The 11,817-nt window shown below is 68.8% G+C and carries 11 protein-coding genes; 7 read left to right on the forward strand and 4 right to left on the reverse strand.

Going from position 1 to position 11,817, the window contains the following annotated elements; genetic code table 11:
- Nucleotides 1-78: 78 nt before the first annotated feature.
- From A5791_RS18355 to A5791_RS18365, 3 genes are all read left to right on the forward strand, one after another.
- Nucleotides 79-1,650 carry a cytochrome c biogenesis protein ResB gene (locus tag A5791_RS18355; protein ID WP_067239906.1) on the forward strand — a complete coding sequence of 524 codons (1,572 nt, stop codon included), beginning with the start codon at nucleotides 79-81 and terminating at the stop codon, nucleotides 1,648-1,650.
- Entirely contained in the window at nucleotides 1,647-2,633 is a 987-nt protein-coding gene (ccsB, locus tag A5791_RS18360) for a c-type cytochrome biogenesis protein CcsB (RefSeq protein WP_067239875.1), read from the forward strand. The genes A5791_RS18355 and ccsB overlap by 4 nt, the downstream gene beginning before the upstream one ends.
- A 64-nt stretch (nucleotides 2,634-2,697) precedes the next feature.
- A complete protein-coding gene (locus A5791_RS18365; RefSeq protein WP_082967005.1) occupies nucleotides 2,698-4,026 on the forward strand; it encodes a MinD/ParA family protein in 1,329 nt (442 codons plus the stop codon).
- Nucleotides 4,027-4,035: 9 nt separating this feature from the next.
- On the opposite strand, the gene A5791_RS26560 is transcribed toward A5791_RS18365, so the two are convergent.
- A complete protein-coding gene (locus A5791_RS26560) occupies nucleotides 4,036-4,197 on the reverse strand; it encodes a hypothetical protein (RefSeq protein WP_156661476.1) in 162 nt (53 codons plus the stop codon).
- A 122-nt stretch (nucleotides 4,198-4,319) separates the two neighbouring features.
- Here A5791_RS26560 and A5791_RS18370 point away from each other — a divergent pair, with 122 nt between their 5' ends.
- Nucleotides 4,320-4,625 (forward strand): DUF4229 domain-containing protein, encoded by a 306-nt coding sequence (locus A5791_RS18370; RefSeq protein ID WP_231995951.1) that lies wholly within the window; start codon nucleotides 4,320-4,322, stop codon nucleotides 4,623-4,625.
- Between the two features lies 1 nt (nucleotide 4,626).
- On the opposite strand, the gene fabH is transcribed toward A5791_RS18370, so the two are convergent.
- Nucleotides 4,627-5,643: a beta-ketoacyl-ACP synthase III gene (fabH, locus tag A5791_RS18375; protein WP_067239883.1), complete on the reverse strand. Its 1,017-nt coding sequence runs from the start codon at nucleotides 5,641-5,643 to the stop codon at nucleotides 4,627-4,629.
- A 324-nt stretch (nucleotides 5,644-5,967) separates the two neighbouring features.
- Entirely contained in the window at nucleotides 5,968-6,834 is an 867-nt protein-coding gene (locus A5791_RS18380; RefSeq protein ID WP_067239886.1) for a 1,4-dihydroxy-2-naphthoate polyprenyltransferase, read from the reverse strand.
- Nucleotides 6,835-6,878: 44 nt separating this feature from the next.
- Between A5791_RS18380 and A5791_RS18385 the strand changes: the two genes are divergently transcribed.
- Complete coding sequence (locus A5791_RS18385; RefSeq protein ID WP_231995949.1) at nucleotides 6,879-7,655, forward strand: S-methyl-5'-thioadenosine phosphorylase; 777 nt, start codon at nucleotides 6,879-6,881, stop codon at nucleotides 7,653-7,655.
- Nucleotides 7,652-8,689, forward strand: coding sequence for an NAD(P)-dependent oxidoreductase (locus A5791_RS18390; RefSeq protein WP_067239891.1), 1,038 nt, complete (start codon nucleotides 7,652-7,654; stop codon nucleotides 8,687-8,689). The genes A5791_RS18385 and A5791_RS18390 overlap by 4 nt, the downstream gene beginning before the upstream one ends.
- A gap of 3 nt (nucleotides 8,690-8,692) precedes the next feature.
- Here the strand turns inward: A5791_RS18390 and A5791_RS18395 are convergent, their stop codons facing one another.
- Entirely contained in the window at nucleotides 8,693-10,273 is a 1,581-nt protein-coding gene (locus tag A5791_RS18395; protein WP_231995952.1) for a hypothetical protein, read from the reverse strand.
- A 327-nt stretch (nucleotides 10,274-10,600) separates the two neighbouring features.
- On the opposite strand from A5791_RS18395, the gene A5791_RS18400 reads away from it, so the two are divergent.
- Nucleotides 10,601-11,817 (forward strand): hypothetical protein (locus A5791_RS18400; protein WP_067239897.1); only part of this gene is annotated, 1,217 nt, incomplete at its 3' end.

Below are 11,817 nucleotides of genomic sequence, written 5' to 3' on the forward strand. Positions count from 1 at the left end.
CACCAAAACGGGCTGTTTTGTGCGATTCTGCGTCTGCTCGCGGGGAAAAGCCGCAACCTCTGGCGGGCGCTGACGTCGATGGGCACCGCGCTCGTGCTGCTGTTCCTGCTGGCGCTGGGTGCGATACCCGGTGCACTGCTGCCGCAGCGCAGCCTCAACGCCGGCAAGGTCGACGACTACCTGAGAGCCCATCCGGTGATCGGCCCGTGGCTCAACGAGCTGCAGGCCTTCGACGTGTTCTCCAGCTTCTGGTTCACCGCCATCTACGCGCTGCTGTTCGTGTCCCTGGTCGGCTGCCTCACCCCGCGGATGATCGAGCAGGCCCGCAGCCTGCGCGCCACCCCGGTGGCCGCGCCGCGGAACTTGGCGCGGCTGCCCAAGCACGCCACCTCCCGGGCCGCCGGCGAGCCCGACGAACTGGCCGCCACCATTGCCGGCCGGCTGCGCGGCTGGCGCACGACCACCCGGCACCAAGGTCAGACCGTCGAGGTGTCCGCCGAGAAGGGCTATCTGCGCGAATTCGGCAACCTACTGTTCCACTTCTCACTGCTGGGCCTGCTGGTCGCGGTGGCGGTCGGCAAGCTGTTCGGCTACGAGGGCAACGTGATCGTCATCGCCGACGGCGGCCCCGGCTTCTGCTCGGCGTCGCCGGCCGCGTTCGACTCCTTCCGCGCCGGCAACACCGTTGACGGCACGTCGCTGCACCCGATCTGCATCCGGGTGAACGACTTCGTTGCCAACTACCTGCCGTCCGGGCAGGCCACTTCGTTCGCCGCGGACATCGCGTATCAAGCCGGTAAGGATCTGACGGCGAACACCTGGCGGCCCTACCGGCTGGAGGTCAACCATCCGCTGCGGATCGGCGGCGACCGGGTGTACCTGCAGGGCCACGGCTATGCGCCTACCTTCACCGTGACCTTCCCGAACGGCGAAACCCGCTCGTCAACGGTGCAGTGGCGACCCGACAACCCGCAGACGCTGCTGTCGTCGGGCGTGGCTCGGATCGACCCGCCGGCCGGCAGCTACCCCAACGCCGATGAACGTCGCAAACACGAGATCGCCATACAGGGCCTGCTGGCGCCCACCGAGCAGCTCGACGGCACCCTGCTGTCGTCGCGGTTCCCGGCGCTCAACGACCCGGCGGTGGCCGTCGACATCTACCGCGGCGACACCGGGCTGGACACCGGGCGGCCCCAATCGCTGTTCACGCTGGACCCGAGACTGATCGAGCAGGGCCGGCTGACCAAGGAGAAGCGGGTCAACCTGCGGGTCGGGCAGCAGGTCCGCATCGACCAGGGCCCCGGCGCCGGCACCACCGTCCGCTTCGACGGCGCGGTGCCGTTCGTCAACCTGCAGGTCTCCCACGACCCAGGCCAGGCCTGGGTGCTGGTCTTCGCCATCACGATGATGGCCGGACTGCTGGTGTCGCTGCTGGTGCGCCGCCGGCGGGTGTGGATGAGGCTTGCCCCCGCCGGCGACGAGGCCGCCGGTACGGTGAACGTCGAGCTGGGCGGTCTGGCGCGCACCGACAATTCCGGCTGGGGCGACGAGTTCGAGCGGCTGACCGAACGGTTGTTGGCCGGGCTGAGCGAAACCAACGGCGAAACCGAAGCGGTCGCCACAAGGAGTTCTCAGGTGAAGGTTCAATGAATACCCTGCACGTCGACATCGGCCTGTCCAGGTACTCCGACTGGGCGTTCACCTCGGCGGTGGTGGCGCTGGTGGTAGCGCTGCTGCTGCTGGCCTTCGAACTGGCGTATGTCGGCGCCCGCCGCACCGACTCCCGCGCGCGAGTACTGGCCGGTGCCGCGGGTGGCGTAGCTGCCGACAGCTCGACCCCTGGCGTGGTGCTGGACGACCCGCAACGGCCGTTCGACGAGCGCGTCGGGCGGGCCGGGCTGGCCGTGGTCTACCTGGGCATTGGGCTGCTGTTTGCCTGCATCGTGCTGCGCGGTGCGGCGACCATGCGGGTGCCGTGGGGCAATATGTACGAGTTCATCAACCTGACGTGCTTCAGCGGTTTGGTCGCCGGCGCGATCGTGCTGCGCCGCCCGCAGTATCGGCCGCTATGGGTGTTCCTGCTGGTGCCGGTGCTGATCCTGCTCACCGTTTCCGGACGCTGGCTGTACGCCAATGCCGCGCCGGTGATGCCCGCGCTGCAGTCCTATTGGCTGCCCATTCACGTGTCGGTGGTCAGCCTTGGGTCGGGGGTGTTCCTGGTCGCCGGCATCGCCAGCATCTTGTTCCTGCTGCGGACGTCGCGGCTGGGAGAGCCCGGAACCGACGGCGCACTGGCCCGGATGGTGCAGCGGTTCCCCGATCCGCAGACGCTGGACCGGGTCGCCTATCGGACCACCATCTTCGCGTTCCCGGTGTTCGGTTTCGGGGTGATATTCGGTGCCATCTGGGCCGAGCAGGCGTGGGGCCGGTACTGGGGGTGGGACCCCAAGGAGACCGTCTCGTTCATTGCGTGGGTGGTCTACGCGGCCTATCTGCATGCCAGGTCAACGGCGGGATGGCGGGACCGCAAGGCCGCCTGGATCAACGTCGTGGGGTTCGTGGCGATGGTCTTCAACTTGTTCTTCGTTAACCTGGTGACTGTAGGCCTGCATTCCTACGCGGGCGTGGGCTGACCGCCCGTCAGCATCGACCCGGCCAAAAGCAACCGAGGGGCCAAGCAGCGGCCCAAAGGGGGAACTGCACGTGTCCGAGCATCAAGCGACTGGCGTGGGGGGGCCCACGGGCCAAGGCGGCCGCCCCGCGGCGGATCCTCCGACCAGGGAGTTGCCGCCCTACCCCAACGAACCGCCCCGTCACGGCGAAGCCCCCTCCGAAGCGCACCCCGGCAGCGAACCTCCCACTCGAGCCTTCGCCGGGTTCCGCACCGAGTCGCGTCGCCCCGGTGTCGACCCGCGCGGCGTCGTACCACCTACCGCGCGCGCGCCGTTGCCGCCCTGGGACTCCAGTCCGGCGACTGGCGTCCGGCCGATCGAACCGGGATTCGGCGGCTACTACACCGGTCCGGCCGAGGCGCCCGTCGCGAGCGTGGATGCGCCCTTCCGCCCGGAAGCCGTTCCGCATACGCCGTATCCGGAGCTGTCCACCGGCATGCTGTTGCGGCCCATCAAACCGCCCCCGACGGAAGGCTGGCGCCGGCTGCTCTACGTGCTGTCCGGACGGCTCATCAACGTGGGGGAGAGCCCCCGCGCCGCACGGCACAACGACCTGGTGGCCCAGATCAACCGGCCGTTGCGGGGGTGCTACCGCATCGCGGTGCTGTCGCTGAAGGGTGGCGTCGGCAAGACGACGATCGCCGCGACGCTGGGCGCCACCTTGGCCTCCATCCGCGGCGACCGTGTGGTGGCCGTCGATGCCAATCCGGATCGCGGCACGCTGAGCCAGAAGATCCCGTTGGAGACGTCGGCAACCGTGCGGCAGCTGCTGCACGACGCGGGAACCATCGAACGCTACAGCGACGTCTTCCGTTACACCTCGCGCGGACCGAGCGGACTGGAAGTGCTGGCGTCCGAAAGCGATCCGTCCGTGTCGGATGCGTTCAGCGGCGAGGACTACAGCCGCACCCTGGACATTCTGGAGCGGTTCTACGGCCTGGTGATCACCGACTGTGGCACCGGCCTGCTGCACTCTGCCATGTCGGCGGTGCTGGCCAAGTCCGACGCCTTGATCGTGGTCAGCTCGGGCTCTATCGACGGTGCCCGCAGCGCCTCGGCGACGCTGGACTGGCTGGACGCACACGGCCACGAAGACCTGGTGCGCTCGTCGGTCGCGGTGATCAACGCGGTGCGGCCCCGGTCGGGGAATGTCGACATGCAAAAGGTGGTCGACCACTTCTCACGACGTTGCCGCGCGGTGCGTCTGGTGCCGTTCGACCCGCACCTCGAGGAGGGCGCCGAGATCGACCTGTCCCGGTTGCGGCGGCAGACCCGCGAAGCGCTCACCGAACTGGCGGCCGTGGTCGCCGACGGTTTCCCCGGTGATCAGCGGGCCAACCCCGGTTTCGCTTAACGCGGGTTTTTAGAGCGGGTTATTGTCCCCGTGGCTCAACCGCCACAAGAAGTCGGGATCGTCGTCCGGCCCGATGACGCGACTCTTGGGCCGGTTGGCCTGCGCCCGCGCCGCTCGCCAGCCGAAGTAGATCAGCGTCCCCAGAACCAGGACCAGGAACAGGTAGAGCAACTCGACACCTCCTTCGAGCGAATATACCCGCGCCGTAGGCTCAGGCTGTGTCAAAAAGGCCGAGCGGCAATGCCACTGGGGCCACTGGAGAGGCCGGGAGCGAACACGTCGTTGTTGACGTTCTGCTGTATGCGACGGCCCGGCTGCTCCTGGTCGTGGTGGTCGGTGCGGCGATCTACGGGGCGGCGCGGCTGCTGGGTGTGACCGAGTTTCCGATCGCCGTTGCGGCGTTGTTCGCGTTGATCATCGCGATGCCGTTGGGCATCTGGGTGTTCAGTCCGCTGCGCCGGCGCGCGACAGCGGCGCTGGCGATTGCCGGCGAGCGCCGGCGCGCCGAGCGGGAAGAATTACGGGCCCGGCTGCGCGGTGAGGCGCCGCCCGACGAGGAGTCCGGCGAAGAGCCCGACCGGGAACCCGGACAGGAGTGATCTACGCGTCGCTGTGCAGCGGCATCCGGACCACCTGCGCGGCATAGCTCAGGCCCGCGCCATAGCCGATCAGCAGGGCCAGATCGTTTGGCTTGGCCGCCCCCGTCGCCATCAGTTCGGCGATGGCCAACGGAATGGAAGCCGCCGAGGTGTTTCCGGCCTGCTCGATGTCGTTGGCGACGATCACGTCCGGCCGCAACCGCAGGTTCTTGACCAGCAGTTCGTTGATTCGGCTGTTGGCTTGATGAGGCACGAACACGTCTATCTGATCGGGTCCGACCCCTGCCGCGTCCAGCGCTTTGCGTCCGACATCGCCCATCTGGAACGCCGCCCAACGGAACACCGCAGGACCTTCCAGCCGCACGAATGGGCGTGGGCCGCTTGGGTTTTGCGCGAACGTGATCCAGTCGATGTCTTGGCGGATGGCGTTCGCCTGTTCGCCGTCGCTGCCGGCGACGGTGGGTCCGATGCCCTGGAACGGTGTTTCGCCGACCACCACCGCTGCCGCGCCGTCGGCGAAGATGAAGCAGTTGCCGCGGTCGTACATGTCGATCGTCGGCGACAGTTTTTCGGTGCCCACGACCAGCATCTTGGCGGCACCGCCGCCACGGATCATGTCCGCCGCGACGCCCAGCGCGTATCCGAAGCCGGCGCACCCGGCGGACAGGTCGAACCCCAGAATGTCCTTGGCGCCCAGCGCCGCTGCCACCATCGGGGCCGCCGGCGGGGTCTGCAGGAAATGGGTGTTCGTGGTGACGATCACGCCGTCGATGTCGGTGGCGGCCAGCGCGGCGTTGGACAGCGCCCGTCGACAGGCCTCAGCCGCCATGGAAGCGGCGGATTCGTCGTCGGCGGCGAAGCGCCGGGTCTTGATCCCGGTGCGGGTGTAGATCCATTCGTCGGACGAGTCGATGTTCTGGCAGATCTCCTCGTTGGTGACCACCCGCTCCGGTCGGTACGCCCCGACACTGAGCATCCCGATGCTTTTCGCGCCGCTGCTGGTGGCGATCTCCGTCATGCCCGTCCTCAGTTGCTGTTATCTGACTGTAGACATTGCTGGCCGGGCAGACGCAGAAGCCCCCCGAAAGGCCAATGCCGGGGCGCTTCGTCGGAGACTGCGAGTTTGTCCCGCGGCGACATTCGTTTTCTCGGCTTTCGCAGTGAAGCCAGGGCTTTGGCTGTGAAACCAGGGCGTTGGCAATGAAGGCAGGGCGGAAATTCGCGCCGGTTCACGCCATAGATTCACGCCCAACGCCATAGATTCACGCCCAACGCCATAGGTTCACAACCAACGCCGTAGGTTCACGCTCAACGCCGTAGGTTCACGCTCAGACGGGCTGCCTCACCAAGCCAGGGCCGCTGCGACCGCGATCGCCCACACCACCATCGTCAGCCCGGTGTCGCGCAGCACCGGAATCAAATCCCGGCCCCGGCGACCGGAACGCACCGGGCCGGCGGCGCGCAACGCCAGCGGCGTGGCCACCAGCCCGACCGCGCACCACGGCGTCGCGAGCATCAGGACCAGCGTCAGCACCCCGGCGATCGCCAGGAGCGCTTGATAGAGCACCCGCGTGCGGGCATCTCCCAGTCGCACGGCCAGGGTCAACTTGCCGGACTGCGCGTCGGTGGGGATGTCCCGCAAATTGTTGGCCACCAGCACCGACGACGACAACGCGCCCGTCGCCGTCGCGAGCACCAAGCCCACCCAGTCCACCCGTAGCGCCTGCGTGTACTGCGTGCCCAGCACCGCGACCAGGCCGAAGAACACGAACACCGCGAGTTCGCCGAAACCCGCGTAGCCGTACGGCCTGGATCCACCGGTGTACAGCCACGCCCCCGCGATGCACGCCGCGCCGACCGCGATCAGCCACGGCGAGGTGAGCAGCGCCAGAGCCAGCCCGGCCACCGCGCCGACCGTCAGGCCCGCGATCGCGGCGAAAAGCACCGCCCGCGGTGTCGCCAGCCGCGAGCCCACCAGCCGCACCGGCCCGGCCCGGTCGTCGTCGGTGCCGCGGATGCCGTCGGAGTAGTCGTTGGCGTAGTTGACCCCGACGATCAGCGCCACCGCGACCACCAGCGCCAGCAGCGCTTTCCACCACACCGCGGAGTGCAGCCAGGCCGCCGCGCCGGTGCCCGCGACGACGGGCGCCACCGCGTTGGGCAGCGTGCGCGGACGGGCGCCGGATATCCACTGAGTGAAAGTGGCCACCAAGGCAAAGTAAGGCATCGTGCCCCATGCACCAGAATGGGCGGATGCTCGGAGTGATCGGCGGCAGCGGTTTCTACACCTTCCTGGGCTCCGACGAGCGCACTCTGTATCCGGACACGCCCTACGGCAAGCCCAGCGGCCCCATCACAATCGGCTTCATCGACCAGCACGAAGTCGCCTTCCTGCCCCGGCATGGCGCTAACCACGAATACTCGGCACACACCGTGCCCTACCGGGCCAACATGTGGGCCCTGCGCGCGCTCGGCGTGCGGCGGGTGTTCGCGCCGTGCGCGGTCGGCAGCCTGAAACCCGAACTGGGTCCCGGCGTCGTCGTGGTGCCAGACCAGCTGGTCGACCGGACCACCGGCCGCGCCGACACCTATTTCGACTCCGGCGCCGTCCACGTCGACTTCGCCGATCCGTACTGTCCGACGCTGCGCGCGGCAGCCGCGGGGCTACCCGGCGTGTTCGACGGCGGCACCATGGTGGTGATCCAGGGGCCGCGGTTTTCTACCCGGGCCGAAAGCCGGTGGTTCGCCTCCGCCGGCTTCAGTCTGGTGAACATGACCGGCTACCCGGAGGCGGTGCTGGCCCGGGAACTCGAAATATGCTATGCGGCAATCGCTTTGGTGACCGACCTGGACGCCGGTGTGGCGGCCGGCGAGGGCGTGAAAGCCGTCGACGTCTTCGCCCAATTCCAGAAGAACATGGAGCCGTTCAAAAAGCTGGTACGGACTGCCATCGGCCGGGTCGACGTCGAGCGCGCCTGCACGCACTGCCTGGCGCACACCGGTGTCACGCTGCCGATCGAGCTGCCGTGAGGGTGTTGCTCACCGGTGCCGCCGGTTTCATCGGCGCCCGGGTGGACGCGGCTTTGCGGGCGGCGGGACACGAGGTGATCGCCGTCGACGCGCTGCTGCCGGCAGCGCACGGAACACACCCGGTATTGCCGCCGGAATGCCGGCTGGTCGACATCCGCGACGCCGGCGCGCTCAAGCCGCTGTTGGCCGGGGTGGACCTGGTGTGTCACCAGGCCGCGATGGTAGGGGCCGGCGTTGACGCCGCGGACGCACCCGCCTACGGCGGCCACAACGACTTCGCCACCACGGTGCTGCTGGCGCAGATGTTCGCGGCCGGAGTGCGGCGGCTGGTGCTGGCCTCGTCGATGGTGGTGTACGGGCAGGGCAACTACGAATGCCCCGAACATGGGCCGGTCGATCCATTGCCACGGCAGCGCGCCGACCTCGACGCCGGAATCTTCGAGCACCGCTGCCCGGTGTGCGGGTCGGCGGTCGCGTGGCGGCTCGTCGACGAGGATGCCCCGCTGCGGCCGCGCAGCCTGTACGCGGCCAGCAAGGCCGCGCAGGAGCACTACGCGCTGGCGTGGTCGGAGTCGACGGGCGGCTCGGTGCTGGCGCTGCGCTACCACAACGTCTACGGACCGGGCATGCCACGCGACACCCCGTACTCCGGGGTGGCGGCGATCTTTCGTTCGGCACTCGAAAAGGGCCAGCCGCCAAGGATTTTCGAAGACGGGAGGCAGATGCGCGACTTCGTCCACGTGGACGACGTGGCCGCGGCCAATCTGCTGGCCGCCGGCGCCAGCGCCGAGCGGGACGGGTTCACCGCCCTCAACGTCTGTTCGGGCCGTCCGGTCTCCATCTTTCAGGTCGCCTCCGCCTTGTGTGATGCGCGCGGCGGCGTGGTGCAGCCGGTGATCAGCGGCGAACACCGCAGCGGCGACGTGCGGCACATCGTGGCCGACGCCAGCCGAGCGGCCGAGGCGCTGGGTTTTCGCGCGGCTGTCGATCCGCGCGACGGCCTGCGCGAATTCGCCTTCGCGCCGCTGCGCTGAACCTCAGCTCTGCGGTGGGCGGTAGATCTTGGGCGTCGGCCGCCGCAGGGATATCTGCTGGGTGGCGGAGTCGTCTCCCCGGAAGATGCGTGGCGCGCCCGAACCGGCCAGCTGCGGCTCCCCACCGGTAGCAGCACCCCCGGCCGGGATACGGGTCGTCGACGCAGCCGACGGCGGCGGAGCCGCTCCCTGACCCGCCGGCCTGGTCCCGGGAACGGCGACGCGGCGCCTCCGGCGCCGACGCCGACGGCCGGCGAGGTGACCGCTGATCCTGACGGCGATCAGGATGCCCAGCGCCAGCCCGCACAATGCCACGTCGAAGGTGCTGGTGATCTGATGCGCGAGGTTGTTGCCGTAGACCGGGTTGTTCCAACCGCCGCCGCCGGGGGGCACCACGAACCGCGGCGCCAGCAGGACGCCCAGCACGACGCGTGCGATGCCGAACGTGACCAGCAGCCCGGTCAGTGACGTGGTCAATCTGGTCGGTATCGAAGTGGTGGCCAGTTTGATCCGAAGCCAGATCGCCAAGCCCGCGGTGGCCAGGTCGAATGCGGCCAGCGTCATGGAGTCGTAGCGCGAGTAGGGATAGTTCAGAATCACCGCGCCGGTGAAGTCGGTGATCCGCATCAGCGCAGACCCCAGGCACCACACGATGATCAGCGTGCAGCCCATGCGTGCCGCGTTCCGCCAGGGGACGGCGTCGTCCGGGCCGCCGCGACGATAACCGGGTAACACCCGCGGCGCGAATATCGCGGCGCCGATGGCCCACGCGAGATATCCCTCGTAGCCCACCCCGGCCGTCGAGGTGTTCTGAGCTATGCCGTGGAAGGAGTCGATGTCACGACCGATGGGCAGGAACCACACCAGCGGCCCGGCCACCAGGGCCGACGCCCCGAGCGCGACCACGGCGAGATGCGCTGCCTTGCCGCGCTTGACCAGCCACCTGGAGGCGATCAAAACCGCGATCCACGCCACCAGGCCGTACACCGTCGCCGTGACGATCACCACGATGTTCTGCTTGCCGAAGCCGGTGCCGGTCGTGTCGTGCAGTGCGAACCGCACCCGCCAGAACAGGTTGAACGCCGAGCTGAGCGTGGCACCGATCATCGACACGTAGCCGATGACCCGGGCGGCCCGCGACCACCCGTCAGGCGTCTCTTCAGCGGCGGCCACGCCGGTGATCAGCGGTTGCGCGCTCAATACCGAGCCGGCGATTCCCAGCCACGCCCCCGGCCCGACGCCGCCCGGCACGTGCACGCTGCCGCCGGAACGGATCGTCTCGTACACGTCGTATCCGATGAAACCGAGGACCAGCAGCCAGTAGGGGACGTTCAGCAGGAGCCGCAGCCTCCCCGGCGGAGCTGCGATCGCGATGAGAGAAAGCACCGTCACCGCCGCCAGAACCGCAAACAGGACGGTCTTGCTGTCGGGGACTCCGACGCCGAAGTACAGGTTCCAGGGCAGGAACGGCGCAACGACCAGCAACGCGGCAGCGATCAGGTCGCGGGTGACGTTGCGCCGCCGTGCCGGCTCCGCGGCCGGGCCGGCCACTTGCCCGGGCGGGGCCGGAGCCCCTCCGCGGATCGGGCCGGTAGGCGCGTCGTAGCTGCTCTGGCTCACAAGGCCCCCCGGTGATCAAGGATGGTTGTTGTCGGCGCCGAGCACACTTGGAGCGAATGCTCTCTTGAGACCATATTCTCCGTTCGGACGGCGCGGCAGGGGCTGCGAACAGGAAATCCGCAAAGGTTGCTCTGCGGTGACCGTCCCAGTGTGCCGTAAGGCTGTGGCAACCTGGTTACGCTGCGTTCATAGGCGAATCTAATCCGGATGTTGGATACTGCCGACGGTATCGCAGTGTAATGATGCTGGGACATTGCTGGTTGCGGGGTGGCCAGGCGAAGGAGAGCCGCGATGGACGTCGTTTTGGGGGTGGCGGTCGCAGACCGCGTTGCCCGCTTGGCTCTTGTCGGGTCGGGCGGCGGTGGTGGCGACGTCATCGACCAATCGGTCGTCGACCTGGATGACCACCCGATCGAGAGGCTGACCGAGACCGTCGTCGGCACCAACCGGTTGTTGGCCGACGAGCATCACCGGCTGGTAGCTACCCGTTTGTGCTGGTCGGACGGTCCGAAGTCGGACCAGCTGCGCCAAGCGCTGGAGCACTCGGGCGTGCATAACGTCGTGGTCCTGGGGGAGCAGCAGGCCGCGACGGCCTTGATGCGCGCCGCCGGGCCGCAGGGCTCAGCGGTGCTGGTGGTCGGCGACGAGGCGGCGACGCTGTTGGCGCCCGCGGCGACGGTCGAAGACCCGGACTCACCGCCGACGGTGCTGGCCGCCGGGCCGTTTGCCGGAGGCGACGCGACCGGCGCCTTGGACACGATGATGGCGAGGCTCGGTGACCAGGCTGGTGGAGTGCGCGACGTCTACCTGGTGGGTTCGTCTTCCGAGCTCACCTCGCAGGTTGCTGACCAGCTGCGGGACGCGTCGACGATGCGGGTGTCGGTGCCCGAGGATCCCACGTTCGCGATAGCGCGTGGCGCGGCGATGTCGGCTCTGCCCGCGGCGGCATTGTCCGGTCAGGCGTTTGGCGACGCGACGGCGATGTCGCCGCTGGCGTACGGCGCGGACGCGACGGCCATGTCGCCGCAGGCATACGGCGACGCGACGGCGATGTCGCCGCAGGCATACGGCGACGCGACGGCGATGTCGCCGCAGGCGTATGGCGCGGACGCGACGGCCGCTATTTCGCCCCAGGCCTACGGCAGCGACGCGACGGCGTACACCCCGGCCGCTCCGACCCCCGCCGGTGGCGAGGAACAGCAGCTGGCGTACTCGATGACCGACGAGCACGAGCTGCTTCCGTTCGAAGACGAGTACGGCGACGAATTCGTCGACGACGAGGAAGCCGAGGCCGGCCCGGAGAAACTCAGCCGGGGATCCGTCCTGATCGGCAACGCCGTGGTGGCCTTCGCGGTGATCGGCCTGGCGTCGCTGGCTGTCGCCGTCGCGGTGACCGTTCGGCCGACCGCGGCTTCCCAGCCGGTGCTGGGGCACCAGAATGCCGCCCCGGGGAAGTTCATGCCGCTGTTGCCGACCCAACAGCAGGCCCCGGTGCCGACGCCCCCGGC

The sequence above is a fragment of the Mycobacterium sp. 852002-51163_SCH5372311 genome, from assembly GCF_001667115.1.
Classification (GTDB): Bacteria; Actinomycetota; Actinomycetes; order Mycobacteriales; family Mycobacteriaceae; genus Mycobacterium.

Excerpts from the sequence above, each read along its gene's own strand:
- A5791_RS18355 (WP_067239906.1), top strand. The coding sequence starts at position 79 with ATGGGCACCGCGCTCGTGCTGCTGTTCCTGCTGGCGCTGGGTGCGATA.
- ccsB (WP_067239875.1), top strand. The coding sequence starts at position 1,647 with ATGAATACCCTGCACGTCGACATCGGCCTGTCCAGGTACTCCGACTGG.
- fabH (WP_067239883.1), bottom strand. The coding sequence starts at position 5,643 with ATGACGGAGATCGCCACCAGCAGCGGCGCGAAAAGCATCGGGATGCTC.
- A5791_RS18385 (WP_231995949.1), top strand. The coding sequence starts at position 6,879 with ATGCTCGGAGTGATCGGCGGCAGCGGTTTCTACACCTTCCTGGGCTCC.